The organism is Paenibacillus sp. 2RAB27 (assembly GCF_052115445.1).
GTDB lineage: Bacteria > Bacillota > Bacilli > Paenibacillales > NBRC-103111 > Paenibacillus_E.
Map to the genome: position 1 here is coordinate 23,307 of NZ_JBFRGR010000011.1, position 25,290 is coordinate 48,596.

Genomic DNA, 25,290 nt, shown 5'->3' on the forward strand with positions numbered 1-25,290 from the left:
CGTATGAAACCTTTACTCGAAATAGATAACTTGTCGGTTGATTTTCAAACAGCGGGTGGCTCGCTGAATGCGATAAATAAGATTAGTTTACACATCGGAACTGGCGAAATTGTGTGCTTGGTTGGGGAATCAGGGAGTGGAAAAACGATTACCTCTTTGTCCATTATGCGTCTGATTAACTATGATGGCGGCTATATTTCACATGGGGATATCAAGCTCGATGGGCAAAGTTTAGTAGGACTGTCACAGAAGGAAATCAGTGATCTCCGAGGTAAGAAAATCGCAATGATTTTCCAAGAACCGATGACGGCGTTAGATCCAATCTTCACAATTGGCAGCCAAATCATCGAAGTCATTGTCMGTCATGAGCCAATTTCGAAGCTGGGAGCGAAGGAAAAGGCGATATCCTTACTGCGCAGAGTGGGCATTCCAGAACCAGAAATTCGAATGAGGCAATATCCGTATGAGCTTTCCGGTGGCATGCGCCAAAGGGCGATGATCGCCATGGCACTAGCTTGCGGACCCGAACTGCTCATTGCGGATGAACCTACGACAGCGTTGGATGTTACAATCCAAGCGCAAATCTTGAGCTTGCTTCGGGAGCTGAAAGATGAATTCCAGATGTCGATTCTACTGATTACTCATGATCTCGGTATTGCCGCTGAAATGGCGGACCGTGTCGTGGTCATGTACGCGGGGAAGGTTGTCGAGCAATCACCGGTGCATCAATTGTTCGAAAATCCAGCCCATCCCTATACCCAAGGGCTTCTACACTCCATTGTCACACTGGATAATGTGCGTGGCTTGAAGCTGTATACGATCAAGGGGACAATTCCCAGCTTGTCTCAATTGCCGACTGGCTGCCGTTTCCATCCCCGTTGCCCTTATGCAACGGATCGCTGCTTAAGTGAAGATCCACCTCTACAGGAGCTTCACGGCCGTGAGGTCGCTTGTTGGAATGCGGAGCGGATTGATCATTTGGCGGCCGAGTTTTTCGGGGATGCCGTAACGACCGATTCTGTCGAGCTTCATGTTAATGAAGGGCTACGTGTTGATGCCTGGGCGCTGAGCTCGGAACCTCCGTTGCTTCAAGTGAAGAACGTGAAGAAATATTTCCCGATCCGTCAAGGATGGTTTGGGCGAGGCCGCACTTCCATTAAGGCGGTTGATGATGTGTCTTTTGACATTCGTAAAGGGGAAACCTTCGGACTCGTCGGAGAATCCGGTTGCGGGAAATCCACGCTAGGCCGTGTACTACTTCAGCTGGAGAAAGCGACAGCGGGCAGTATTCATTTTGAAGGCCGAGATCTCATTCAATCAGGCTCCCAGGGGTGGAAGGAAACGCGACGGGACATGCAAATTGTGTTTCAGGATCCTTATGGCTCCATTAATCCACGCTGGAAAGTGGGAGATATCATCGGTGAACCCTTCTGGGTGCACGAGTCTTTACGTGGATCTGCCAAAAGAGCCAAAGTAGAGTCCGTTATGGAGCTAGTGGGATTGAATCCGTCTTGGTATGATCGGTTGCCGCATGAATTCTCAGGCGGGCAGCGTCAACGAATTGGGATTGCTCGTGCGATTGCACTGAATCCGAAGTTCATTTTAGCTGATGAAGCTGTGTCCGCCTTAGATGTTTCTGTTCAATCACAGATCGTCAATCTGATGCAAGATATTCAGCAACGCATGAATTTGACGTATTTGTTCATAGCACATGGCCTTAATATTGTTCGCTACATTTCGGATCGTATTGGCGTCATGTACTTAGGAAAGCTAGTTGAAATTGCACCAACCGATGAATTGTTTACGCATCCTGCCCATCACTATACGAAGGCGCTTCTGTCCGCTATTCCAGTGCCAGATCCCAAACGTAAGCGCAGCTTCGTGCCCTTGGAAGGCGAAATGCCATCACCTGCGAGGCCGCCATCCGGCTGCCGCTTTCATACACGCTGCCCGGCGGCGACGGCTCTGTGCCGAGAAGTTGTTCCTGAATTAGCGCCGATTGCACCAGGTCATTATGCGGCTTGTCATTATCCATTGTAAGAATGGAAGTTTTCTTGAAAGAGGGAGTGAGGCATGTGCCATCCAAAATAATTTCCATCCAAGAAGCGGTTGCACAGATTCCGGATGGTACGAAGCTTGCCGTAAGCGGCAATATGGAGATGTCTCCGATGGCCCTCATTCATGAAATCATCCGGGCCAAGAGGCGTGAGTTATATCTTGTTTGTGCGGGGGCTGCGGCAGTGAATGCTGATCTCCTGATCGGAGCAGGTGTGGTATCGAGTGTGGAATTCTCACAGATTTCGATGGGAGAGTATGGGTTTGGGCTGAACTTCCGGCGTAAATTCGAGCAAGGCGCGATAGTTGGATTGGAGCATGCTTGTCCAACGCTGACTGCAGCAATTGGGGCAGGTGCATCGGGTATCCCCTTCACGCCAGTGCGAGGGTTGCTAGGGACGGATTACATGCTTATTAGACCGGATTTTCATGAGATCAAAAATCCATACAATGCGGAGGAGAGTATTGCCATTGTGCCGGCAATTCGACCAGACGTAGCAATTTTTCACGGCTATAAGGCAGATACGCTCGGCAATGTGATTGCTCACCCAGCGCAGAACAATCGAGTGCTCGCGCAAGCTTCATTCAAGGCTTTTGCTTCAGTGGAAGAGATTGTGTCCCCTGAAGAGCTGCTGCGTGAAGCTAACCATGGTGTAGCGTTCATCCCATCGCTGTTCCTCAGCGGTATCATTCATGCACCTGGTGGCGCTTTGCCTACGGCTTGTCCAGGCTACTATGAGGTAGATGATGAGGCGATTTCCATTTATATGGAAGCTTCTAGTGCGGAAGCTTCTTTTGAGGAGTATGTGAACGGCTTATCTAACACGTAATGACGGGAGGTAAGGTATCATATGACTCGTATGGAGCAGGCGAAGTTGTCTTCGTATTCCACGGAGGAAGCCATGATCTGTTACTTGGCTAGAGAGCTGCGTAATCACGAAGTTATCGGTGTCGGTAATAACTCACCAATCCCTGCTGCGGCTGCATTACTTGCCAAAGCGAGACATGCGAAGCAAGCCTCCGTTTATATTCTCGGGCAATGTGATTGGCCGTTTCAAGGAACGAAAGAGTTCTTTGATCTCATGCAGCGGGGCGAAATGGATGTGTTCTTTCTAAGCGGAGCTCAAATCGACAGCTACGGTCGCATCAATTTGCATACGATCGGCGATTATGGAAAGCCGAAGGTAAGACTCCCTGGAGGAGCAGGCTCAGGGGTTGTTTATTTTACATGCAAACGCATTTTCCTATTTAAAACAGACCATGGTCTCAAAGGATTCCCTGAAACGCTCGATTTCGTTACGTCGGTACCTTCTTCGGGGAAAGGCATTTATCATCAAAACGGATTAGTTGACGTGTATACACCGCTGGGGGTAATGAAACCGATCGGGCCCGAGGGCAGATTAAAGCTAGCAGCGACCGTTCCAGGCGTGAAGCCAGCTGAGATACAGGGGAGAACAGGTTTTGATCTAGGTTTGAACAACGACGATGACACATCGATTCCAAGCCTCGAACCCCCTTCATCTATCGAGTTAGCGACACTTCGTTATGAGGTAAGTCATGAATTGAGACGCATATATCCATTGTTTGCGAAGCAACACTTCGGTACTTATTTGAAAAGTGCAGTAGTTCAATCATAGAAAGAGGGATGGCCATGAGCGCGAACAAAGCGTTTCATCAGTTGGAAGCGAACATAACAGGTATCTTAGMTAATCAACAGGATTACCGAACAATTATTGATCAAGTGCAGCCGCATTTGCAGGAATTGCTGACCAATGAGCAGTTGCTTCCTGAGGACTTACAAGTGCCGCTGCCGAATAAATATGCGCAGTATTTGCTGTATAGGCCGGAGAACGAGTCCTTCGCTGTCATCGCATTCGTCTGGGGAGCGGGTCAAGTTGCCCCGGTTCACGATCATTTGGTTTGGGGGTTAGTCGGCGTTTACCGCGGGTCAATTGTGGAAAAACGTTATCGTCGTGAAGATCACGGAGAATCTGCTGAGCCACGCTACACAATTCGTGAGGTATCGGAGGTTACAGCTGCGCAAGGTGATATCTCCTTTGTCTATCCGCCGGATTATGATATCCATGGCGTTGCGAATCCATTTGATGAGGTCGCCATTACGATTCATATTTATGGGACCGATATCGGGAAACAGCCTAGGCATATTCATGATGTGGCCTCTGGGAACGCACGAGATGTCATTACGAAGCATGATAATTTAAGTCCCATTTTTAACTAACGGCTTGGAATTATCTCTTACTACCAAACAAAGAGGAGTGGAGCGCATATGAGCAAGAACAATCACGGCCCTCTTGCAGGCATCAAAGTCATTGAATTTGGTCAAATAGCGGCAGGTCCCTTCGCGGGTATGTTGTTCGCTGATCTGGGCGCGGATGTGGTCAAGGTGGAACGGCCTGATGTGGGGGACAGTATGCGAGACTGGCCGCCATTTATTACGAACGAAGAAGGTGAGAGCTATAGCTCCAATTTCAGTTCGTTAAATCGGAATAAACGCAGCATAGTGATTGATTTTAAAGCAGCTGCGGATCTTGAACGATTGCGTGAGTTATGTGCGCAGGCCGATGTCATAGTGGAAAATTATCGACCTGGCATATTGGCGAAATTCGGGCTTAGCTATGAGCGATTAGTGGAAGAGAATCCGAAGCTTGTGTATTGTTCCATTTCTGGTTTCGGGCAAAAGGGTGCTTACGCACAAAAAGGCGCTTTCGATGTGACCATTCAAGCGATTAGCGGATTGATGAGTGTGACGGGCGAAGAGGATGGCGCACCTGTCAAATGCGGAGTGCCTGTGGCTGATTTCGTTGCTGGACTTTATGGTGCCTATTCGGTCGTTGCGGCGATTCATCAAGCTTCTCGAAGCGGGAAAGGCAGTTATATTGATTGCTCTATGTTAGCCAGTGCGCTGGGTATATCCGCTTTGCAGACTAGTGAGTATTACGGCAATGGTGTGGCGCCGAAGCGTTTGGGCAGCGCTCATCCACGCAATGCGCCGTACCAAGGTTATCACGGCAGTGATAAGCCATTCGTGATTGCAGCTGGCAACGAAAAGCTGTGGCGTGAAGTAGTGGATGCCGTGGAGTTGCCGGCGCTAGCAGACGATCCACGTTTTCTGAATCAAACGCTGCGCGCGAAGCATCAGAAGGAGCTTGCATTGCTTCTGCAGGAAACATTCAGCCTGAAAACTGCTGCAGAATGGCTCGGAATATTTGATGGACGAGGTGTGCCGTGTGCGCCGATCAATACGTTTGAGGATATTTTGCATGATCCTGCGGTGAAGGAAAGTGGCTTGATTCACGAGCTAGCGCTGCCGAATCAAACGCAAACTACGACTGTAGGCTATCCTGTTAAGCTAACGGATTACGAGTTCCAGATTTATCGCAAGCCGCCGCTCAAGGGTGAGCACACAGAAGAAATTTTCCAAGAATGGGGTGTTTAGATCGTGAGTGAGACAACAAGGGTTCATATTGATATTTACCTCGCGTCTTCGGAATTAATTAAACAACGCGTTAGCCAGCTTTCACGGGAACAGTTGGAATGGAAGCCTGCACCCGAGAAATGGAGCATCAAAGAAGTCGTAGCTCATCTCGTGGATGCCAGCTTCGTGCACGCTATCCGCATTCGTAAAATTGTTGCAGAAAATGGTAAAGAGTTTCTTCTGTATAATCAGGATGCATGGGTTGCGAGCTCGCGAGCGAACCAGACGGAGCTCAGTGACATTTTGCTTGCGTTCGATGCCATACTTGCCTACAATGCGCTGTTCTATGGGCGTTTGACAGAGGAACAGTGGGAACGCAAGGGGAATAATAACGGCAAAGAAACCTCCGTTGCTGATTTGTTCCAAGGCTTTATTCGTCATGTGCAAACGCATTTGCTGCAAATTGGACGTAATTTGGCTGCTTTAGGTGTGGAGTAAAGGCACGGAAATAACTTGTAGAATACCGTAGGGGGATTTTCTTTTTGAAGCAACATGGAGATGCCTTTTTTCTTTTGCACGTATTTCGGTTATACTAACAGGTGCAGAAGAGAAAGGGGCGGTACAATGTTTACGATTACGACCTACACAGTAGAATTGGTTAGAGATCCTTTTGGGATTTTGACGGGGCAACGCTATGAATTTATCATCGATATCGAAGTCGAGGAAGATGATGAGCTATATTCCGAGAGCGGCCTATATATCCGAGCAATCTACAATGTGACCGAAGAAACATCAGCACTTATGAAATACGAGTTGTACGAAAAAACGACCGAGCTTTATCTGGATTTCGACCTAGAGGACGATGAAGTCGCAGTCGTGGAAGCGTTTTGTAAAGAGCATTACTCGGAAGGGAATGAATAAGGAGGAGCGATGTTGCTCTTCTTTTTTTGTCTACTTACTACTGGCCACCGTGAATACCACTAGCACCACCAGCGATCAATAACTGTGCCAGTACCAGACAATCAAAAACTACAGACTAAAGACTAAAGACTAAAGACTAAAGACTAAAGACTAGAGACTAAAGACTAAAGACTAAAGACTAAAGACTAAAGACATTAGACCGCTAACCATAACCATAACCATAACCATAACCATAACCATAACCATAACCATAACCATAACCATAACCATAACCATAACCACATTCACAACCATATACGGCAAACCACCAATCACCACCCAACTACAACCCACAAGCCACAACGCACAACTACAAACCACCAATCGCCGACCACAGACTGTAACCCGTAACCCGTAACCCGTAACCCGTAACCCGTAACCCGTAACCCGTAACCCGTAACCCGTAACCCGTAACCCGTAACCCGTAACCCGTAACCCGTAACCCGTAACCCGTAACCCGCAGACTACAGACCGTCTACTAACTGCTACGAGAGCATTGAAAGGGTCAGATGTTAACTAGTTAAGTACTCTAAATGAATAGCTGTATTTTCTACAGTTAATTCTGTTGGATTCCGCATCATTTTCCGATTAGATGGATTTTCTGTAGTTAATTTCAGGAGTTTTTATCGATATGAGCTTATTTGGTGAAATTAACTACATTTTTTCCATTTAAATCAATTTTTTAGGGTTATTTGACTAAATTAGATGTACATTTTCCATTTAATTCGTGTGATAACCCCCCACCCCCCCCCCCCACCCACCAACCCCACAAACCCAATCTAGCCAAACACGCAAAAAAACCTGCACAACGGCAGGTTTTTCATGATACGCATATCTCAAAAGTAGCTGGAGTTTCGCTTATCCTTGCAGAATGGTCTCAATGCTGCTAAGCACATCATCTGTCAAATGAATGCCGCTTGCATTGCAATTCTCAATGACTTGTTCCGGGCGGCTCGCACCAACGAGAGCACTGGATACGTTGTTTTGACGAAGGATCCAAGCGATCGCCAGCTGGGATACCTTAATGCCAAGTTCATCCGCAATACTGGATAACTGGGCTACTTTATGTAGAGAAACTTCGTTCAGCTGCTTTTCATCCCAGTTTTTGCTGCTGGCCCGGCTATCGGCGGCGATTGGCTGCCCTGCACGGTATTTGCCAGTCAGGAGGCCTTGTGCAAGTGGAGAGAACACGACCTGGCCGAAGCCCTTCGTTTCGCCGAGCGGAATGATATCTTTTTCAATATAGCGATTGAACATATTGTATACGGGCTGATTCACGATTAGCTTATCGAGCAATAACTTATCAGCAAGCGCATAAGCCTCCACAATTTGAGCTGGAGTCCACTCACTTACGCCGATATAAAGCACCTTGCCTTGAGTGACTAAATCGTCAAGCGCACGTAACGTTTCTTCCAGCGGTGTTTCAGTGTCAAAACGGTGACAATAATAAATGTCAATGTAGTCCGCATTCAATCGTCGTAGGCTAGCTTCGGCTTGTTCTCTAATATGTTTACGGGAGAGTCCACGGTCGTTAGGGCCTTCGCCCATTTTACCAAAAACTTTCGTCGCTAGAACGTAGGATTCCCGAGGATATGCGGATAGGACTTTACCCATAACCTGCTCGGCTTCACCGCGTTCATACACATTAGCTGTATCGAAAAAGTTAACTCCCAGATCGTATGCTTGCTCAATGGAACGTACTGCAGGGTCTTCCCCAACATACCCGCCATAAGTAAGCCAACTGCCTAGACTGATTTCACTAACTTTGAGACCACTATTACCAAGTTTCCGATATTGCATCTTGTATTGCCTCCTGCTCTAACATGGAATTTGTACGGGATTGTCTGTACATGATCTATTATAAAGCATGGAACGAGAAGACATAAGAACTGAAAAGCAAGTGAGTTACTTACCTCCAGGTGCGGTACTTAACAACTCAGTGTATTAGGCAAACTTCACAACTTTGTTTTTTCCTGTTGTCTTGGCACGATACATGGCTTCATCCGCTTGTTTGATGAGTTCTTCCGCACTTAAGCCAGTCTTGTATTTGCTGTACCCGATACTCGCGGTTACGATCGTTTCTTTCTCAATGCGGCTGCGGATTCGCTCAGCGAATGCGTCCATTTTCACGCTGGGATCGGACACCAAGATCACCATTTCTTCACCGCCATAGCGGCCCGCAATCCCGCATTCTTCAGCTTCGTCCTTCATAATTTGCGCAACCTGCTTGAGCACATTATCACCCATCTGATGTCCTTGCGTATCGTTTAACTTTTTGAAATTATCGATATCACTGAACAAAATGTAAACTGGCAAGTGGCGCTGAACGTGCTGTGTAACACGGTTGTAGAAAAATCTGCGATTATAGAGTCGCGTCAAGCCGTCCRTAATCGATGAATTGTAGATGGCTTGCATGAGCTCAACGACACGTTCAAAGAGAATCATAAATAAGAGAAAGTAATAGATGACGGGCAGTATATTGACAGCCAGGATAAGCACAGGCTGTGCATTATCATACACATATGTATTTAGAAGTTGAGACGTCTGAAATAAAAAGTAAATCGTCAAAGCAAGCTGATATTTCATTTGCTGACCGATGTAAGGTGGAATCATATAGAAGCAGAGAAAAATGAGTACGAATACATATAACTCAAGTCCAATATTTTGCAGAAGACGAACCTGATGATCTGTCCCGCTGTATATATTAGGAACAATGAAATGAAGTGTAGAGACGACAAATCCCATGACGATTAAACCGTAGAAAAATGTATATTGTTTACGGTTCGTGCGATTATATAATTGATAAATTCCCATATTTATAAGTACAAATGAAATAATTTTGAGCATGATCTGCGAGTAATCAGCCAGGCTCGTGTGGATACTGCTAAACATGAAATATAGTTGAAGCAAAAAATGGATCCCTACGAAGATGAGCGATATCGTCATGGACATATACGCTTTTTTGCGTCGATCTAGAAACAAACGCAGTGAAATCACGAACATGAGTGCAACCATGACAACGATCATGGCATGGGATAGAAACGAAGCTAATTCACCGAAAAGTAAATCCATGATGTCCATGAGTTCCTCCAAGCAGGTCTATTTTTCCACAGAAGCAGACTCTATTATAAAGGAAAAAGCGGTGCAGGGATAGAACATTTGTGCTGTTGAGGTTGTGTTCTCTTTTCTATTCGTCCGACACAAGTTACAATAGGAATTGGTAAGCTCTAGGATTTGGGAGAGGGGCTCATGCAATGAACATATTGCAAGCATTATTTTTCCCCCCGGAACAACCGGGTGGGGTATCATCCATGGTTCCCTATATTTTGGAACGATTTAATAAAAAAGGTTGGGAAATGGAACTGTTTTCGCTGCCTAAGCGTATTCGCGGCAAGGGAACCGAGGACGTGTCATTCGCTACGTTTGATTGGCGGAAGTATGCCGGAAACCCAATTATCGATAAATACATTCAAACCTATAAAGATTATGTATGGTGGACAAAGCTCAGAATTTCTAAGAAATTTGATATTATACATGCCCATCATCCGATTGCTGCACTGGTTATGAAACAAATTTATCCAGATACACCTGTCATTTTGACCATTCACTCCAGTTTTGAGCGAGAGCTTATTTTAAACGGGCGTATTGCTGAAAATGGTATGGAGCATCAATTTCTAACCCAGATCTATGGGGAGTTAGAAGCGAAGGTAGATCAAATTATTACGGTATCAAATTCGTTTAAGCAGTACATGGCTGAATATGTGCAAGACAGTGAACGCATTGGCGTCATTCCAAATGGCTTTGATGAGAAGCGATTCCGTCCGATCTCACATGAAAATCAAGTCACGCAATTTATTACGGTTTGTCGTTTAGTTCCTGCGAAGGGCTTGGATACATTGCTGATTGCATGTGGCGAGCTGAAGAAACGCGGACATCCATTTGTTCTACATATTATTGGCGATGGTCCCAGTCGTGAGGAACTTGAGAAATTAGCCATCGAGCATAATATCTATGAAGATACGATTTTTTATGGATATATGCTCCATCCGGAAGAATTCATGCCATTCTTTGATGTGTTTGTTCTGCCATCTCGTGCGGAGGCCTTCGGGTCTGTATTCGCAGAAGCAGCGCTGTGCTGGTTAGCTTTGATTGGTACAAATGTAGGTGGGATCGCTGAGCAAATTGAACATGGTCACAATGGATTGCTTGTACCTGTAGGGGATGCAATGGCATTAAGCCATGCTTTGGAGAAAGTCGTCATAGATCCTAGCTTCCGCTACAATTTAGCACGAGCTGCTTGGGAAAAGGCGAAAAAAACCTATTCATTGAATCGTGTACTTCGTCAATTGAAAAGCGTGTATGAACGCTATCAAGTAACGGAGCAAGCAGGTCAAGCAGAAGCAGGTCAACAGGAATAAGTTCATAAAGGAAGGCGTTAGAGCCATGAAACGACTGCGGTTTATACATGCTGCCGATTTGCACTTAGATAGCCCATTTAAAGGCATGTCGGCGCTTCCTGAACGGGTTCGAGAGCGAGTTCGAGAATCGACGTTCGAAGCGTTGAAGGAGCTTGTGGCGCTTGCGATACAAGAAAGAGTGGATTTTGTACTGATTAGTGGGGATGTCTATGATGTATCGGATCGTTCATTGCGGGCACAGATTCGTTTTCAAAAAGCAATGGAGCATTTGGCGGCTGAAGGCATTCCTGCTTATATCATACATGGTAATCATGACCCCGAGGATGGACGTGCCGCAAAGTTGGTTTGGCCGGCAGACGTTCATTTTTTTGCGTCTGAGCATGTGGAGACCTTACAGGTTGTGAAACAAGATCGCGGCATCATCGCCGAAATTCATGGGATTTCCTATGGGAGCTCGGCAGTAACAGAGAATCTCGCGTTGAAATTTAAAAGGGGTCAAGCAGGCGTGTGTCAGATTGGACTCTTGCATACGAATGTCGATGGAGATCCGCATCATGATAATTATGCCCCTTGCAGCAAGCAGGATTTAATCGATGCTGGCATGCATTACTGGGCACTTGGACATGTACATACAAGACAGGTTATGAACTACCAGCCAGCGATTGTGTATCCAGGCAACATCCAGGGCCGAAGTATTCGGGAAACCGGGCCTCGCGGCTGTTATCTCGTAGACATCGATGATAGTGGACGAGCGGAGCTTATTTTTCACGCATTGGACACGGTGCGGTGGTTTCAAGAAACACTATCTGTGAGCTCAATTCCGTCGGAGCAAATATTGAAAGATCGCTTGGGCGATTTAGTAGATCGGCTTCGTCAAGACGCTAACGGCCGAGATGGGATTGTGCGCATCGTATTGGAAGGCCGTAGTGAAATCCATGAGCGACTGCGTAAAGGCCGAGCCTTACAAGAATTAATGGATGAGTTAAGAGAAGATGAAGTGGAGCGGAGCAGCTTCGTGTGGATCGAATCGATCGAAGATCGAACGGCCAGTGAGCTTGATCTGGCAGCCGTTCTGGAAGAGAAGAGCTTCCTTGGCGATTTGTTAAGGTATGCGGCAGCGCTGCAAAGGGACGAATCCGCCTTGGAGAGCTTCACAGAAGAAGCTCTTGCTGCGCTGCAGGGAATGCCTCCATTCGCGGGGAATCCAGCTGCGGCAACGCCTGAACAGCTGAACGAATGGCTGCGTTCCGCAGAAGTGCTTGTTGCTGATCTACTAATCACGGATGGAGGGGGACCTGGATGAGAATTATCGCCATCCAAGTCGATGGATTTGGCAGCTTGCGTGATCGCCTGCTGCATACGGACAGTAATTTGGCCGTTTTCTACGGCGCCAACGAAGCGGGCAAGAGCACGCTCATGGGCTTCGTCCGCGCGGTGTTGTTCGGCTTTCCGACGCGAACGAATCGGTCGGAGCGTTACGAGCCGCTTGGCGGCGGCGCCCACGGTGGCGCCCTAACCCTGCTCGATGAGCAGGGTCAGCGCATCCGCGTTGAGCGCTACGACGCGCCCGCCACAGGCGGCAAACGAGCCTCTGCGGGGCTCGTTAAGGTCACGCTTGCCGATGGTACCACCGGCGGCGAAGAGCTGCTGAACACGCTGCTGGGCGGCCTCTCGGCCGACCTCTATCGCAGCTTGTTCGCTTTTGGTTTAACCGAGCTGCAGGAGCTTCGCTCCCTGCAGATGGACGAGCTCAGCGGCTATCTGTATAGCGCTGGGCTTGGTGTAAGCGGCTCGGCCATCATGGAGGCCGAGCGCAAGCTGACGGCGCAGGCCGACAGCCTGTACAGACCTCGCGGACGCAATCAGGAGATGAACCGTCTCCTGAAGGAGCTCGAGGGTCTGGAGCAGTCGCTGCGCCGCAGCCGTGATGGCGCAGCCGATTACGATCGGCTGCAAGAAGAGCGAAGCAAAGCGGAGGCGCGCGCTGCTGCCCTGGAGGGGCAGCAGGAGGCGCTGCGCGCGGAGCTGCACAAGCTCGGCCTGGCCGGCAAGGCGCGCAGCGGCTGGCTCCGCTTGCGGCAGATCGGCCGCGAGCTGGAGGGCCTGCCGGCGCGGCCGGGCTTCCCGGAGCAGGCCACGGCAAGGCTGGAGGCGCTCGAGGCCGAGCAGGAGCGCCTCCAAGCGGAGCGCGACAAGCTGAAGCTGCGTGTGCAGAGCTTGCGCGGAGAGCTGGCTGCGCTCGTGCTGGAGCCGAAGGTACTCGCGCATGGGATCCAGCTGAACCACTTGCTGGAGCAAGTGGCTAGCTATGAGGAGCATAAGCGCCAGATTGAGCAGCTTGGGGTTGAGGTTGCACACCAGCGTGCTCAAGTGGACAGATTGCTAGCCAATTTGGATGTGCAATGGGATGAGACCGATGTCGCTTCATTCGCTGTGACGATTTCACTTCGTGAACAATTGCGTACGTATAAAGAACAATTCCGCAATCGATCAGAACTTGAACTCCGCATTGGAGCAGAGTTGGAGAGCTTGCATGCGCAGGTTGCTCGCGGACAAGAGCAGGTCGGTCAACTTGAAGCAGCTTTCAAAGGATTACAAGCAAGCGCGGAGACGATGGACGCTGATCCATTCATTTTATTACAGAAATTGGCTTCGGATTATGCGCGTTGGCAGCTAGTAACTAGTCAATTTACAAATCAACAAGATCGTCAGGCTGAACAAAATCTATACCTGCAAAGTCTCGAAGATGCAACGAAAGCCGGTAGAGATGCGACGCGTGCATTTCGTCAACGTATGATGATCGCAGCAGGCATTCTAGCACTTGTTACGCCGTTACTTATTGGATGGCAGGGAAATTGGCTTGCAGCTGCAATCGTTTTCCTTATTTTTGCAGGAGTAACTTGTTATATTTGGCTTATGGGTCGTCAAGTGGAAGGGAGTAGAGCTTCTCGTGCCATGCCCTCCACCATTGTCCAAGATCATCGTTTGGAGCAGGAACTCGTGCAGCTGGAACGCCGTATTCAGGAGCAACTGCGCCATTTTGAACAAGTACACTATCAGCAATCTAACCTTCAAGAAGCGGCCGCTGCTACAGAATTTAACAAGCAAGGATCCTATCGAAATGCTAGTGTGTCGATTCAAGACCTGCAGCCACATCTGGATGCTTGGTTCCGTGAGGTAGATCAAAGTAAGCATGTCCATAGTGAGCAGCTTCGTAAGCTAGAGAAACTAAGGGATGCACGGGAACATTTACAGCTGCTTCAGCAGCAAGTTGAGCAACGTATCCACTATGCGAATGAAGTCAAAAAAGACACGCTTCAGTTACACACGGCCTGGGAGGAATGGATGCAAAGTCTAGGGGTAGGCTCACATTTGTCAACGGATGCCTTGCTAGAAACGATTCAGGTCATCGAGTTAGCACAAGACGGGCTGCGACAACTTCACAAAATGACTTCCAAGTTAGACATGTTAACCGAAAACGTTCATACCTATGAAGAAACGGTTCGAAAACTGCTTGAATTGCCTCCTTCCAACCAAGATTATTTGTTTGCTTTGAAGCGATGGAAAGAAGATGAGCAGCGCCAGCACGCACGTATGGCGGAACACAGGCAAACTGAACAGCTGATCGAAGAGACGGAACAAGCGCTTCTGCTAGCTCAGCAACATATGGATCGGACACAGGCGCGTCTTCAGCAGCTCATACAGGAAGCCACGGCGCAAGACGGTGAGCACCTGCGAATTTTGGAACGGGAACAGCAGGAACGCAAGAAGCTTGAAGATGAAAGCCGTGTTCTTGAAGCCTCCTTGGAGTCGTTAGTAAGCCAGTCATTAATGGTGAGCTTTACGGAGCTAATGGAATCACAGGGAGAAGAAGATCTGGCTCTTCTAGCTGTTTCGCTGCAAGAGAAGCTGTCGGAAACGATCTCGCAAGCGAATGAGCACAGAGAGATTATTGGCAAACTTTCGGGTCAGCTTGAGAAGCTGGAGCAAGGGCAGGAAGCGGCGAATCTGCGACTGCAGGCGGAAGGGATTCGAACGACGTTATCACAGCAAGTAAATCAATATGCGGTGTCTTCGTTTGCCGCACTTTTATTGAAAAAGGCGCGTGATATGTACGAAAAAGATCGTCAACCAGGCGTGCTTTTGCGGGCTTCTGCGTATTTCGCAATGATGACGAACGGGGCATTCGAAGCTGTAAAGGCACCATTTGGCGAGCAAAGATTACTAGCAGTAAGAGCAAATGGACAACAAGTGGACACGAATCAACTTAGTCGCGGGACAGCCGAGCAATTGTATTTATCCATGCGTTTTGCGCTTGTAGAAGAATATGGCGGCAAAGCCATCTTACCGCTGGTTTTGGACGATATTCTCGTGAATTTCGATGAGGAACGGATGGAGAGTTGTTTGCGAGTCCTCGCTGATTTGAGTAAGCGTCATCAGGTGCTGCTATTTACCTGTCATGGACATGTGCGCGATGCGGCAGCAAATGTAATTCCTGATCACTTGTATATTCAATTATAGTGATTGTCCGAAACGGACTTTTTCAACACACAATGATAGAAACAAGGGATGGGAGGCCTCGAACGTGGAAGGAAACGATAAGAGGAAAGATCACCGAGAAATTTCCTATCAAGTCGGATGGAAAAAAGGCAAGATTCAGTGGAATGAGGGAGCGACTGATGCGCTCCGAGTTCAAAAGGGCAATCAAGAGGACGAGGAGATCGAAAAGAAAAGTCTGCAGCTGCTGTGGTTTCCAGCAATGAAGCTTCCTCACGTGATGATCCTGCCCTTGCTTTATGCGCTCCCAGTCATAAGCTTTGGCTGCACATTATTGCTCATCTACGGCTTGCGTCAACACTAGCTTAAGGTCAGATGAAAGGAGGAGTTATGAATGAATTTATTTTTAGCCATTCTAGGAGCGGTGGTCGGTCTGTTTGTGACGGGTGCTGGCATCTATACCGCGTGGACGGTGCACCAGCTATGGAGGCAGCAAGCTGCCTCGCCAAGAGCCGTCGGCCAAGCCCAGATTGCGGTTACCTATTTCTCCCGATGGACGATCATTGATTACTCCGTCGTTGGTTTATTTATCATAGGACTTCTACTCATGATTGCCATGCTAGTGGCTGTTGGGAGAGATCATACAGAAATCGCGGATTTCCACTGGGCGTATTTGCTTACTGGAATTATCCTTTCGGCGATGGGGATGCTGCTAATGTTCATACGGTTGGTTATCGTGCTCAGCTTCCCGCCTGGGAACGCCCTACAACGTACTTCGACGGTTACGCCAGATCATCAGCACGAGCCAAACGACACTCACCACGCCAAATAGCGGATATAAAGCGGTTAACAGCGTTTTAAAACCGATGTGACTGATGGCATAGCTAAGAAGTAAAATGGCGATGAGCAACAATTTGGGAGGTATCTTGATACGTTGCTGGAGCTGCATGGATAAGCCATAGGCATCCCCGATAAAGGTCGTGAATATTTCGCCGTAAATAACGAGTAAATAGGCGACTTGCGGTAAATAACCTAGTTTGGTCATAATATTTCCCATCGGAATTTCAAATTGTGCGATGCCCGGCATTTGTGCCGATAGGGCATAATGTGCCGCTAGTAGAAGTAACCCAATGCCTGCACCTCCAAGCAAGCCACCCCAATAGAGCACAGACCGATCGCGAATCGCGCCTCCCATTGGAACGAGTACAGCTTGTGCCATGGCCAAATTAAAGGCTGTGTAAAGAAATGGTGCAAACCAAACGCGTACAAGAGAATCTTCGCTTGAGATACGCAGCCAGTTGCCAGACGTTGGTGAATGCCAGGTGTACACGACAATGACGACGCTGAAGAGCAACATAATGGGAACAACAATCGAGTTTACGGTCATGATGGCTTTGATCCCACGCGTTAGAATGACATAAGAAAGTACGAGCGTGATCAGTAGTCCTGTGGTGTATGAGAGGTGGAGCTGTTCCTCAAAAACTGTGCCTGCACCTGCTAACATGACGGTTGTGATGCCAAAAAGAACAACCATCATAAACAAGCTAATCCATTTTCCGATTTTTTCGCCAAAAAGTACTTTATTTAAATCCTCATAGGATTCTGCTTTCAAGTCATGTGCCATAAGCATAAGTTGTATGCCAATCCAAATGAACAACACGGTTGATAAAGCGATCGTTAATGTAGCGAGCGAGCCATAGCGAGTGAAGAATTGAAGAATTTCTTGCCCGGAAGCAAACCCAGCCCCAACGACGGTCCCGATGTAGGTGAAGGCAACACGGATAATCTGTGCATGATTTCGCATATATTGCCTCGCTTTCTTTCGTTTGATATAGTACAAGGTATGTTTGTACATAAGCTTGCATGACTGTAACTTAGGTCGAGCATTCTTTAAGTCCCATTACGCAGCGAAGAGGCAGTTGAAGTTAAACTCKGGAGAGTGTAGGTTGTGAAGGAATTCCTGTTTGATTTTATTAGCCAATATGGCTATGTTGCCTTATATCTTTTGTTGTCCGCCGGGATGCTTGGCGTTCCAATTCCTGATGAGACCTTGATGGTCTTTATCGGTTCTTTGACCGCTTGGGGAGGTCCTTTTGACTTCGGTCCTACATTAGCCGTTATTTATGCAGGGACCATGACGGGCATGACGGTTAGTTATTTGATTGGTCATCGTGTAGGTAAACCGTTTCTCAATCGGTATGGCAAATGGGTCAAACTAACGCCGGAACGAATCGAGAGAGCGGAAGGCTGGTTTAAGAAATACGGTCTGTGGACGGTTTTCTTCGGTTATTTCGTACCTGGCGTACGACATTTTACTTGTTATTTGTCTGGCGTTAGCGGTGTGAAGTTTTATAAGTATATTTTGTATGCGGGAACCGGAGCGCTGCTTTGGTGTACAACCTTTGTGACGCTGGGGAGATTTATCGGCAATAATTTTGAAAGTTTTTTACATTTGTTTCATACCTATATGGGAATTTCATTATTCATATTGGTCATACTAGCTGCTATTGGCGTACTGATCTACCTTCGCTTTCGCAAACATCACATTGTTATACTGAAACGTAAACCGAAAAAAAGACCATGAATTTCAACCTATAAGGCTGAATTCATGGTCTTCTGTTTTATTGAAGAAGGAACTACGAGTTTGCAAAAAGCTTAATGGATTGGATCGTATTGTCATGCGGGTCGATATCGATCTTAAGCAAAGTGCCTTGTGCTTTATAAGAAAGCACATAGGTGGAGTTCGTATCAGGCTTGCCTAGGATGGCGATTGCATCCTGCTGACTTTGCCCTAAACGTAAGCCATGCAGTCCTGGGTCAATGTCAATCGAGTGCACATCTACGAATTCAAGCGTTCCTTTACTATTGAAACCAACTGAAAAGTCGTTGAAATCATAAACCTCTATATTGTCTTCTTCCATGACGAATTGCTTCTTCACTTTACCAAAACGCTCCAAGACGGAAGATTTCGGGGTGCCAAGCTTTAATCCCATTAAGGTAGGCTTTTCTTGCTGATAAGCATCCTCAGCTTTAATCTTCGGCTTAGCGGTGGGCTTTGGACTTGTGATAATTTGCGACGGGACATCACCTTGATCGACTTTGGTAATACCAGCTACCTGTGCTTCATGCTTCATGCTTTCGTCTACCGCAGGTGTAGCCGTCGGGGTTACGACCGTAATCGGAGGCGTGGTTTCCTGGTTTACCTGTGAAGGTACATACGTTGTTGTTACGTCTATGGTAGCCTTTGGAGCAGGAGCAGATGATTCTTGGCATCCAGTCACCAAGAATGATGCAATTGCAACAGGCATACAGCCTATAAGGATGGGTCTAATTAGGTTGTTCATTGCCATCTATCCTTTCCTCCGAAGAGTAGTTGTTGTGAAAATAGTAGTAAGATTAATGATACTGTTTTATCGAAGGTTTTCAATGCATCTTCGTGCCCAAATGTGAGCAATTCTAGAACGAATTCCAATTGTGTTAGAACCTCATATATATATAGACACCTCGAAAGCCCAAAAAGTTTCAGTGTTTTTTGTTATTTTCTAATTGGACTTGAAAGAGGCAGGAGCAATATGGTAACTTACTCATAATAGAACGCTATAGGGGGCCGATTTCATGGAGTTATTAAAACAGCGGATCTTAGAGGTCGGAATCGTTGCTTCTGATCAAGTACTTAAACTTGATGCTATTTTGAATCACCAAGTAGATCCTGTTCTCATCATGGAGATGGGAAAAGAATTTGCAAGATTGTTTAGAGAAACCAAGCCAGACAAAGTATTGACTGTGGAATCTTCCGGTATTCCTATTGCGTATACGACGGCCTTGCAACTTGGCGTTCCCATGGTTTTTGCTCGCCGCAAGAAGACGTTGACGATGGATCAAGATACGTATAGTGAGCGTGTTCCTTCTTTTACTAAAGGAATTGTTACTGATATTATGGTGTCCTCGCATTTGCTGGGACAAGGTGAGCGTATCTTACTGATTGATGACTTTATCGCCAACGGGGATGCTGCACGCGGCTTAATTCGCATTGTGGAAAAAGCAGAAGCAGAGCTTGTCGGTGTCGGAATTGTTGTTGAGAAATCCTTTCAAAATGGCGGTAAATCCATTCGTGAACGCGGTATCCGCGTAGAGTCACTCGCTCGAATTGCTTCACTTGCGAACGGTCAGATCACTTTTGACTGATTTTACATGACGAGAATGACTTCCCTGAAACCGATTTATCCTTTATAATGATTACAAGGTAGGAGAGGAGGCTGACATCTATGGGTATCGAAAATGGTTCCATTGACTATTTTATGACAAAGCTAGGGGAAGCAAAGACTCACTTTGAACGTGCGCTTGATTGTAAACATACAGAGTTTGATGACCTGTATCCGTATATGATTGAACACCCTCAATTTTTCTGGTATAAGCGCTATGTAGCCTGGTCCGAGTTGTTAACAATCGTGAAGCTTTGTACGGAGCTGACAATCGAGTGGGAGCAGCAGTTCTCTGTTGCACAATCGGATTATATTAAGAAACGTGTGATGTCAAGCAAAGTCCTTGATTTCTGGTTTGAAACGAACGATTCGAAAGAGCATGTAAGTTAAATAACCCATATATGACAAAAGGCCAATGAATTCCATAAGGATTCTTGGCCTTTTTACTGTTTTGCAAATGGTCGGCTACCGTTAGATGCCATTCTCTAAAACGTTCATCGTTTCGATATGCCGCTTCGTTTGTTCAGAACCAAGTCGGTGCAGCGTACGATACACTTCGGTTAAATAGTAATCATATTCCTGATTCGTTTCGTTGGAGTAGTACACTTTCCAGGGGAGCCAGGAAGTCGCGTAGCTGCCTTGAGACGAATTATCGGTTTCCTCAAAAAGCTCCTGCAGTTTGGCGATATCATCTTCCGTTGCGGATATTTCGAATTCATAATCAAGTGCTGTGCTGTCTTCGAGTACTTCTCCCGTGCCTACATTGATGTAGTACGTTCTCTTCTCCATTGTAATATCCCCCTTACGGTAGGCATGAGTTAGCCTTTGCCTTATCGCGTGCTTCGTCCTCGTTAAGTTAACCGAAGATGAATGGATTTATGTAAAGTTTCACCGAATCGCGAATTGGTGTATGCTTAGGAAGAATAGATGATTTTAATTATGCCTATAATGGAGGTGCTACATAGATGATTACAGAAGAACAATTGGATCAATATCGCGTAGATAGCACACTGCTGCGTGTCATTCGAGATGTCAGTCCAGCGAACGATGTGCGTGGCATTGTTGTAGCTTGGGATGATGAGACGGTTCTTATTCGCAAAAAAAACCGGAGAGTCGTCAAGCTTGCCCGCGGATACGTGTATCAGCCTTATGAGAATGAAAGGCCGCCAGCGTTCATGTTGCCTCAGGAAACGATAGCGCCGGATGATTTGTCCGATGATGCAGAGTGAGGGAGAGGAAACTTCCACTAGAAGTTTAATCGCTGGTGTTGGGATGAAGCAAGTGGTATCGCCACACGGGCGATATATGCAGATTACTAGTGACAATCCGCTGCGAACATTGAATTCCTCTCCGTGGGGTGGTGGTTTTGGTCACCATCGGGTGTTGATGAATCGACAAGTGGACAAGTCGTATAACGAAACCGACCCGTTGGTAGAGATGGAAGCTTTCATTGTTCGAGAAGGGCTGAAGCCTCAAGATACGGCTGGTATGCTTACCGCGGCGTGGGTGAATGATGTTGGATTTAGCGAATTGGCCTGGCCACTTGCGGAAGAACATGGTGTCCAGTCGGTAGACGCGGTTAATGTGGACGAATCACTTCGTATTGGCGCTTGGGTGACCGTCGGTCTGGGAAATAAAGCGCGAGCAGGGGCCATTTTGCCAGCCGCTTCGCTCTATCCAGGCACGATTAATACAATCGTTGTCATCGAAGGTAGTTTGACGGATGCGGCCATGGTAAATGCGGTTATTACCGCGACGGAAGCCAAAGCTGCAGCTTTGCAGTCATTGAATATTACCGTGAATGGTCAAATCGCAACAGGAACAACGACAGATGCCGTGTTGATTGCTGCAACAGGCAGAGGAACAACATTTCGCTATGCGGGTACAGCAACGACGCTGGGGTACTTGATTGGAAGAACTGTCCATGAAGCTATCCTAGCTTCTGGCCAGTTATATAAGCTTGAAATGAGCAAGCGTGATTGGTTGAATTCACAGGGGTAATGCACGTAAGAAAGGCGCTTCCAGCGGTGTAAGCCGAAAATCGAGTTGCGCGGGAGAAACGGCGTGTTTCATCAATGTAAGTCTTCAAAATGCCAACGAGGAGGGCCCCGCCACATAGCTGGCTCTTGGGCCCCCCTCGGTTGGTTAAGTATTCGGCTTACGTTTTACGAAACATGCCATATGAGAGACCGACGGCTAATGCATCCATGTCAGAGATATCGTCATCTTCATTCTCGTTTTTGAAATTCGGATCGTGAACGATCCCMTCTGCTTCACCCTCGGTCAAATGACGCTGATTGCCCGTATATTTCGGCTCTAGTGCTTTGATTTCTTCTTCATTCATAGGTCATACCTCCTTTKGGATTAGGTTTAGGAAGTGGTCACCGAATTATACCTAGTGACAAAAGTTTCATTGACGAGCTTTTGCGTCATATGGTATATTAATTTTGTAAACGCGATCATGGCGGAATTGGCAGACGCGCACGGTTCAGGTCCGTGTGGGCTTACCCCCGTGGAGGTTCGAGTCCTCTTGATCGCATCGCTCGAAACACCCTTTTCTGGTTTCTCAGGAAAGGGTGTTTTCTTGTCCAACCGTCCCCCTGTAGCGGTTTTCATGAATTACAGGTATAATACATAGGATAGATTGTACATTTCTTTATATCTAAAAGGAGCTGAATTGCATGGATAGAACAGTAACGATCACACAATCCGGCAGCTTTGCACATGTGCTTCAAACGTTTGCCATTTCCCTATTGGTTTCATTTCTTGGAACATTGATTGGCGCGATGGTTGTACCGCCATCCATGGTTATGCTTTTCGTCATTGCAGAGGTTGCGATGCTGGTAGCCGCTATCGTGATTCGCATTCGCGGCAAAAATATTGGTTACGGCTTTCTCTACGCATTTACAGCTATTTCGGGCGTGACGCTATATCCGGTCATCATGGCTTACGGCGGTCAGCTTGGGGCTAGCGTGGTATCGGGTGCATTTTTTGCAACGGCAGCGATTTTCGGCTCATTGGCCTTTTATGCTCACCGTTCCCAGCGTGATTTCAGTTTCTTGGGCGGGTTCTTGTTTGCTGGAACAATAGGACTTGTGCTCATGAGTGTGCTTGGGATGTTCTTACATTTTGGATCCATGATGAATTTGGTATGGTCCATGGTGGGGATTCTAATCTTCAGCGGCTGGGTGCTCTATGATGTGGCACAGTATCGTAACGGTGTTGCAGCGGAAGCCGTGCCACTTGCTGCATTGAATATTTATCTAGATTTTATTAACTTGTTCCTATATATTTTGCGGTTCATCGCTTCCATTGCGGGAATCAATAGAAACTAAAACATCGGATCAGCACACGATGATAAAAAGCACGATGGCTCCGAACCACGCATGTGGGGGAGTGCATCGTGCTTTTTTTGCTGTAAGGCTAAGCTTTGCCTGGCAGCTTTTTCGTATGAAAAAAAGGAATGTCTCCTCGAAAACTTCGATTGATTTCCAGCAGGGTATAGATTAACTGGGTCAAATCTGTATGGTTCATACGAATTGTTAAAGGAACTAAATCCCGTTCTGACTTAATTCGGATCTCGAGTTTAAGATTGACTTCATCCATATAAATGTCAAGCTGCTCGGTTGCAAGCATTAGTTCCCACATTCAAACCAACACCTCTTTCTCTCTCTAGTTACTCTAGCTTATGTTTGTTGGACGGGATTAGAAGCAAATGCAACGATCGGGCGATAGGCTTTTTATTGAAATATGCACGATTTCATCTCTTGCCTCATACAATTTAATGATCCTAATTGAAAGAGGTGAGAAAACCTATGGCAACTTGTAGCACATGGATGTATAAAGGGATTTCGCCTTCCGTATTCAGAGCACTGCAGCAAGTAGGTAGGAGGCAGGGGTTCTCTATTCCTAACACAGCATCAGGCAAATTTACGATCTCAGTCGTCAGCATGAATGTTGGCTTCCAATATGCCTGGGATACGAATGCTCAAACCTTGCTGTTACAGTGCGATAATAAGCCAATGCTATTAGGCTGTGGCACGATTAAATCCTTTGCTGATAAAATTATTGCAGAGAGCGGCGGAAGACCAGGGTGAGTGGCAATAAGTAGCGGCCTGCCACCTGTCTTCGTGTAGTTTAAAGCCTTGTTGCTCTGGTTACAATAAGGGTAAAAGGCAGGTGGGCGTATGGCAAAAAGCGATGATCTTGTGAAGTACATAACCCAACAAGTCGTTACCTATATCGACACACCGAAGGAAGTTCGCCAACAAGCCAAAGCGTCGATGAAGGAACAACGTGAGGGTTGGCAGACACGGTGGTTTGGGATGCTGCCATTGGCGACGCGGATGTTGTTTGGGCGGACGAAGCCGAGAAAATGAGCATGGTGAAATGTGCAAAAAGTGGCTGTCACTTGTAGAATCTTCTACATGTGATCAGCCACTTTTTGTTGTGAAACAGATAACAGTTTGGTTAAGTGATGTCAAGTATCCCATCAGGGATCACACGTTATGCGAATCATAAAAGATGAGGGGATCGTAGGTGCGTTATTTACATAAAATCGAATCATTTTAGTGAGAAGGGGAACGAGAGTGCTCTATTTATCCGAATTTGCCAGTTTCCTGCGATTTTCGGCTAGATAAGACACTGACGTTCCCCTTCGGAACATTTTTGGCACAAAGCTACAAAATAGCGTATCCTAGTTCCCTCTGACTACGGATAGATCTTCCCAAGCGCTAGCGAAGCATCCAATCCCACATAACGCGGGCCATCGTGATCGAGTATCAGATAGTTATCCCCATATATCCATTGTTGATAACCTAACACAGTTAACGGCATCGTCACCTGATTATCATACAACTCCGTGACGTAGGTTAGATCACCTTGCTGCTCAAGAGCAATCTTGAGCTCTGACAAGGTTGACACTTGCAGCGGTGTGCCTTTAATCCATGGCATCCGTTCATAAGGATCAAATGGAGGACGAATCAGGCTCTGAGCAGTACCATGCGATAGATCGGATGAGACTCTCAGATCATACGCCATGCGTGGTTTTGGATCCTCCGTCAGCGGAAGCAATTCCCCTGATTTGGCGTCGAGATAATAGGTCTCGTCATCCAGCACGATTTTCCAAACAGAAGTAAGGGTATCCATATATAAGCGTTCTTCAATGATCGTTTTATTTTGCACAAAATCGTCGTATAAGGTTCCTGAAGGGATGAGTTCTTGTTGCATCAAAGAGCGATACAACGTAGCCAAACTAAATAAAGGAGATTTGCCTGTCCCATATTCGGTCAAACGGAAACCGCCAGATTCGGTGGCATGCACAATCATGTAGCCCACTTCTTGACCTTGATCCGTGAGGATGACGACCCAGCCATGTGTGCCAGGTCCAAGTGGATAGCTGTTCCAACGTGCGTTCAGCCAACCTGCAAAACCATCTTCCTTCGCAAGCGTCGATTGCCAATTACTGATTGTTGAACCGAATGATGATGTACTCGTCAAGTCCGGTGTTGAAGCTGCTGCTTTAGGTTCCTTCACTTGCGCCTGCGTAGGGCTTGTCCCGTTTAAGTTGTCAACAGCTGAAGTGTGTAAGGGCATGAAGCCAATACTGCATAAAATAATACAAGTGGCTGTCCAAGTGGTCCACGACTTCATCTTCGTTCACCTGCCTCTCGCTAACCTCTTAGTGTATGTGACTATTGTAATGCGTATGCCTTAAAAAGAA

At 46.9% G+C, this 25,290-nt stretch carries 28 protein-coding genes and 1 tRNA gene; 21 read left to right on the plus strand and 8 right to left on the minus strand.

Translation table 11 applies throughout. The features are described from left to right. Positions 1-3 precede the first annotated feature (3 nt). The 7 genes from AB4114_RS16880 to AB4114_RS16910 all read left to right on the plus strand — a co-directional run bounded on the left by AB4114_RS16880 (position 4) and on the right by AB4114_RS16910 (position 6,412). Complete coding sequence (locus AB4114_RS16880; RefSeq protein ID WP_441989500.1) at positions 4-2,040, plus strand: ABC transporter ATP-binding protein; 2,037 nt, start codon at positions 4-6, stop codon at positions 2,038-2,040. A gap of 35 nt (positions 2,041-2,075) precedes the next feature. Beyond that, positions 2,076-2,885, plus strand: a complete 810-nt coding sequence (locus AB4114_RS16885) for a CoA transferase subunit A (RefSeq protein ID WP_441989501.1) — start codon at positions 2,076-2,078, stop codon at positions 2,883-2,885. 21 nt (positions 2,886-2,906) lie between these two features. Beyond that, positions 2,907-3,692, plus strand: a complete 786-nt coding sequence (locus AB4114_RS16890; protein WP_441989502.1) for a CoA-transferase — start codon at positions 2,907-2,909, stop codon at positions 3,690-3,692. Positions 3,693-3,706: 14 nt separating this feature from the next. Beyond that, on the plus strand, positions 3,707-4,294 hold the full coding sequence (locus AB4114_RS16895) for a hypothetical protein (protein ID WP_441989503.1): 588 nt from the start codon (positions 3,707-3,709) through the stop codon (positions 4,292-4,294). 48 nt (positions 4,295-4,342) lie between these two features. Next, on the plus strand, positions 4,343-5,512 hold the full coding sequence (locus AB4114_RS16900) for a CaiB/BaiF CoA transferase family protein (RefSeq protein WP_441989504.1): 1,170 nt from the start codon (positions 4,343-4,345) through the stop codon (positions 5,510-5,512). A 3-nt stretch (positions 5,513-5,515) separates the two neighbouring features. Next, positions 5,516-5,989, plus strand: a complete 474-nt coding sequence (locus AB4114_RS16905; protein ID WP_441989505.1) for a DinB family protein — start codon at positions 5,516-5,518, stop codon at positions 5,987-5,989. 126 nt (positions 5,990-6,115) lie between these two features. Further along, complete coding sequence (locus AB4114_RS16910; RefSeq protein ID WP_171634199.1) at positions 6,116-6,412, plus strand: DUF6509 family protein; 297 nt, start codon at positions 6,116-6,118, stop codon at positions 6,410-6,412. 897 nt (positions 6,413-7,309) lie between these two features. Here AB4114_RS16910 and AB4114_RS16915 read toward each other — a convergent pair. Together AB4114_RS16915 and AB4114_RS16920 are read right to left on the minus strand one after the other, a co-directional pair. Continuing rightward, positions 7,310-8,251 carry an aldo/keto reductase family protein gene (locus AB4114_RS16915; RefSeq protein ID WP_441989506.1) on the minus strand — a complete coding sequence of 314 codons (942 nt, stop codon included), beginning with the start codon at positions 8,249-8,251 and terminating at the stop codon, positions 7,310-7,312. A 144-nt stretch (positions 8,252-8,395) separates the two neighbouring features. Further along, positions 8,396-9,532: a GGDEF domain-containing protein gene (locus AB4114_RS16920; RefSeq protein WP_441989507.1), complete on the minus strand. Its 1,137-nt coding sequence runs from the start codon at positions 9,530-9,532 to the stop codon at positions 8,396-8,398. A gap of 173 nt (positions 9,533-9,705) precedes the next feature. On the opposite strand from AB4114_RS16920, the gene AB4114_RS16925 reads away from it, so the two are divergent. The 5 genes from AB4114_RS16925 to AB4114_RS16945 all read left to right on the plus strand — a co-directional run bounded on the left by AB4114_RS16925 (position 9,706) and on the right by AB4114_RS16945 (position 16,198). Continuing rightward, positions 9,706-10,869: a glycosyltransferase family 4 protein gene (locus AB4114_RS16925; RefSeq protein ID WP_441989508.1), complete on the plus strand. Its 1,164-nt coding sequence runs from the start codon at positions 9,706-9,708 to the stop codon at positions 10,867-10,869. A 25-nt stretch (positions 10,870-10,894) separates the two neighbouring features. Next, positions 10,895-12,172 carry a metallophosphoesterase family protein gene (locus AB4114_RS16930; RefSeq protein WP_441989509.1) on the plus strand — a complete coding sequence of 426 codons (1,278 nt, stop codon included), beginning with the start codon at positions 10,895-10,897 and terminating at the stop codon, positions 12,170-12,172. Beyond that, positions 12,169-15,390 (plus strand): AAA family ATPase, encoded by a 3,222-nt coding sequence (locus tag AB4114_RS16935; RefSeq protein ID WP_441989510.1) that lies wholly within the window; start codon positions 12,169-12,171, stop codon positions 15,388-15,390. The genes AB4114_RS16930 and AB4114_RS16935 overlap by 4 nt, the downstream gene beginning before the upstream one ends. A 64-nt stretch (positions 15,391-15,454) precedes the next feature. Then, positions 15,455-15,730 carry a hypothetical protein gene (locus tag AB4114_RS16940; protein ID WP_441989511.1) on the plus strand — a complete coding sequence of 92 codons (276 nt, stop codon included), beginning with the start codon at positions 15,455-15,457 and terminating at the stop codon, positions 15,728-15,730. Between the two features lie 30 nt (positions 15,731-15,760). Beyond that, positions 15,761-16,198, plus strand: a complete 438-nt coding sequence (locus AB4114_RS16945) for a hypothetical protein (RefSeq protein ID WP_441989512.1) — start codon at positions 15,761-15,763, stop codon at positions 16,196-16,198. On the opposite strand, the gene AB4114_RS16950 is transcribed toward AB4114_RS16945, so the two are convergent. Continuing rightward, positions 16,130-17,170 carry a YkvI family membrane protein gene (locus tag AB4114_RS16950; protein WP_441989513.1) on the minus strand — a complete coding sequence of 347 codons (1,041 nt, stop codon included), beginning with the start codon at positions 17,168-17,170 and terminating at the stop codon, positions 16,130-16,132. The genes AB4114_RS16945 and AB4114_RS16950 overlap by 69 nt on opposite strands. Positions 17,171-17,314: 144 nt before the next feature. Between AB4114_RS16950 and AB4114_RS16955 the strand changes: the two genes are divergently transcribed. Then, positions 17,315-17,950, plus strand: coding sequence for a DedA family protein (locus tag AB4114_RS16955; RefSeq protein WP_441989514.1), 636 nt, complete (start codon positions 17,315-17,317; stop codon positions 17,948-17,950). 52 nt (positions 17,951-18,002) lie between these two features. On the opposite strand, the gene AB4114_RS16960 is transcribed toward AB4114_RS16955, so the two are convergent. Further along, on the minus strand, positions 18,003-18,716 hold the full coding sequence (locus AB4114_RS16960) for a DUF4309 domain-containing protein (protein ID WP_441989515.1): 714 nt from the start codon (positions 18,714-18,716) through the stop codon (positions 18,003-18,005). A 265-nt stretch (positions 18,717-18,981) separates the two neighbouring features. Here AB4114_RS16960 and AB4114_RS16965 point away from each other — a divergent pair, with 265 nt between their 5' ends. Beyond that, positions 18,982-19,551, plus strand: a complete 570-nt coding sequence (locus tag AB4114_RS16965; protein WP_441989516.1) for a xanthine phosphoribosyltransferase — start codon at positions 18,982-18,984, stop codon at positions 19,549-19,551. Positions 19,552-19,631: 80 nt separating this feature from the next. Then, a complete protein-coding gene (locus tag AB4114_RS16970) occupies positions 19,632-19,958 on the plus strand; it encodes a hypothetical protein (RefSeq protein ID WP_056615938.1) in 327 nt (108 codons plus the stop codon). A gap of 81 nt (positions 19,959-20,039) precedes the next feature. Here AB4114_RS16970 and AB4114_RS16975 read toward each other — a convergent pair whose 3' ends face one another. Next, entirely contained in the window at positions 20,040-20,357 is a 318-nt protein-coding gene (locus AB4114_RS16975; protein ID WP_057309825.1) for a hypothetical protein, read from the minus strand. A gap of 176 nt (positions 20,358-20,533) precedes the next feature. Between AB4114_RS16975 and AB4114_RS16980 the strand changes: the two genes are divergently transcribed. Both AB4114_RS16980 and AB4114_RS16985 read left to right on the plus strand, forming a co-directional pair. Continuing rightward, entirely contained in the window at positions 20,534-20,797 is a 264-nt protein-coding gene (locus AB4114_RS16980) for a hypothetical protein (protein ID WP_056615932.1), read from the plus strand. Continuing rightward, positions 20,784-21,569, plus strand: coding sequence for an adenosylcobinamide amidohydrolase (locus AB4114_RS16985; protein ID WP_441989517.1), 786 nt, complete (start codon positions 20,784-20,786; stop codon positions 21,567-21,569). The genes AB4114_RS16980 and AB4114_RS16985 overlap by 14 nt, the downstream gene beginning before the upstream one ends. A gap of 157 nt (positions 21,570-21,726) precedes the next feature. On the opposite strand, the gene AB4114_RS16990 is transcribed toward AB4114_RS16985, so the two are convergent. Next, positions 21,727-21,912: a hypothetical protein gene (locus tag AB4114_RS16990; protein ID WP_441989518.1), complete on the minus strand. Its 186-nt coding sequence runs from the start codon at positions 21,910-21,912 to the stop codon at positions 21,727-21,729. A gap of 111 nt (positions 21,913-22,023) precedes the next feature. On the opposite strand from AB4114_RS16990, the gene AB4114_RS16995 reads away from it, so the two are divergent. Together AB4114_RS16995 and AB4114_RS17000 are read left to right on the plus strand one after the other, a co-directional pair. After that, a tRNA-Leu gene (locus AB4114_RS16995) sits at positions 22,024-22,107 on the plus strand. A gap of 142 nt (positions 22,108-22,249) precedes the next feature. Then, positions 22,250-22,903, plus strand: a complete 654-nt coding sequence (locus tag AB4114_RS17000; protein ID WP_056615922.1) for a Bax inhibitor-1/YccA family protein — start codon at positions 22,250-22,252, stop codon at positions 22,901-22,903. 88 nt (positions 22,904-22,991) lie between these two features. Here AB4114_RS17000 and AB4114_RS17005 read toward each other — a convergent pair whose 3' ends face one another. After that, positions 22,992-23,216, minus strand: a complete 225-nt coding sequence (locus AB4114_RS17005) for a hypothetical protein (protein ID WP_441989519.1) — start codon at positions 23,214-23,216, stop codon at positions 22,992-22,994. A gap of 167 nt (positions 23,217-23,383) precedes the next feature. On the opposite strand from AB4114_RS17005, the gene AB4114_RS17010 reads away from it, so the two are divergent. Next, positions 23,384-23,665, plus strand: coding sequence for a hypothetical protein (locus AB4114_RS17010; protein WP_171634221.1), 282 nt, complete (start codon positions 23,384-23,386; stop codon positions 23,663-23,665). Between the two features lie 90 nt (positions 23,666-23,755). Then, positions 23,756-23,947: a YqzE family protein gene (locus AB4114_RS17015; protein WP_441989520.1), complete on the plus strand. Its 192-nt coding sequence runs from the start codon at positions 23,756-23,758 to the stop codon at positions 23,945-23,947. Between the two features lie 331 nt (positions 23,948-24,278). Here the strand turns inward: AB4114_RS17015 and AB4114_RS17020 are convergent, their stop codons facing one another. Then, on the minus strand, positions 24,279-25,220 hold the full coding sequence (locus AB4114_RS17020; RefSeq protein ID WP_441989521.1) for a hypothetical protein: 942 nt from the start codon (positions 25,218-25,220) through the stop codon (positions 24,279-24,281). Positions 25,221-25,290: the final 70 nt, after the last annotated feature.

Excerpts from the sequence above, each read along its gene's own strand:
- AB4114_RS16890 (WP_441989502.1), top strand. The coding sequence starts at position 2,907 with ATGACTCGTATGGAGCAGGCGAAGTTGTCTTCGTATTCCACGGAGGAA.
- AB4114_RS16900 (WP_441989504.1), top strand. The coding sequence starts at position 4,343 with ATGAGCAAGAACAATCACGGCCCTCTTGCAGGCATCAAAGTCATTGAA.
- AB4114_RS16910 (WP_171634199.1), top strand. The coding sequence starts at position 6,116 with ATGTTTACGATTACGACCTACACAGTAGAATTGGTTAGAGATCCTTTT.
- AB4114_RS16915 (WP_441989506.1), bottom strand. The coding sequence starts at position 8,251 with ATGCAATATCGGAAACTTGGTAATAGTGGTCTCAAAGTTAGTGAAATC.
- AB4114_RS16925 (WP_441989508.1), top strand. The coding sequence starts at position 9,706 with ATGAACATATTGCAAGCATTATTTTTCCCCCCGGAACAACCGGGTGGG.
- AB4114_RS16930 (WP_441989509.1), top strand. The coding sequence starts at position 10,895 with ATGAAACGACTGCGGTTTATACATGCTGCCGATTTGCACTTAGATAGC.
- AB4114_RS16935 (WP_441989510.1), top strand. The coding sequence starts at position 12,169 with ATGAGAATTATCGCCATCCAAGTCGATGGATTTGGCAGCTTGCGTGAT.
- AB4114_RS16945 (WP_441989512.1), top strand. The coding sequence starts at position 15,761 with ATGAATTTATTTTTAGCCATTCTAGGAGCGGTGGTCGGTCTGTTTGTG.
- AB4114_RS16950 (WP_441989513.1), bottom strand. The coding sequence starts at position 17,170 with ATGCGAAATCATGCACAGATTATCCGTGTTGCCTTCACCTACATCGGG.
- AB4114_RS16960 (WP_441989515.1), bottom strand. The coding sequence starts at position 18,716 with ATGGCAATGAACAACCTAATTAGACCCATCCTTATAGGCTGTATGCCT.
- AB4114_RS16965 (WP_441989516.1), top strand. The coding sequence starts at position 18,982 with ATGGAGTTATTAAAACAGCGGATCTTAGAGGTCGGAATCGTTGCTTCT.
- AB4114_RS16970 (WP_056615938.1), top strand. The coding sequence starts at position 19,632 with ATGGGTATCGAAAATGGTTCCATTGACTATTTTATGACAAAGCTAGGG.
- AB4114_RS16975 (WP_057309825.1), bottom strand. The coding sequence starts at position 20,357 with ATGGAGAAGAGAACGTACTACATCAATGTAGGCACGGGAGAAGTACTC.
- AB4114_RS16980 (WP_056615932.1), top strand. The coding sequence starts at position 20,534 with ATGATTACAGAAGAACAATTGGATCAATATCGCGTAGATAGCACACTG.
- AB4114_RS16985 (WP_441989517.1), top strand. The coding sequence starts at position 20,784 with ATGATGCAGAGTGAGGGAGAGGAAACTTCCACTAGAAGTTTAATCGCT.
- AB4114_RS17000 (WP_056615922.1), top strand. The coding sequence starts at position 22,250 with ATGGATAGAACAGTAACGATCACACAATCCGGCAGCTTTGCACATGTG.
- AB4114_RS17005 (WP_441989519.1), bottom strand. The coding sequence starts at position 23,216 with ATGTGGGAACTAATGCTTGCAACCGAGCAGCTTGACATTTATATGGAT.
- AB4114_RS17010 (WP_171634221.1), top strand. The coding sequence starts at position 23,384 with ATGGCAACTTGTAGCACATGGATGTATAAAGGGATTTCGCCTTCCGTA.
- AB4114_RS17015 (WP_441989520.1), top strand. The coding sequence starts at position 23,756 with ATGGCAAAAAGCGATGATCTTGTGAAGTACATAACCCAACAAGTCGTT.
- AB4114_RS17020 (WP_441989521.1), bottom strand. The coding sequence starts at position 25,220 with ATGAAGTCGTGGACCACTTGGACAGCCACTTGTATTATTTTATGCAGT.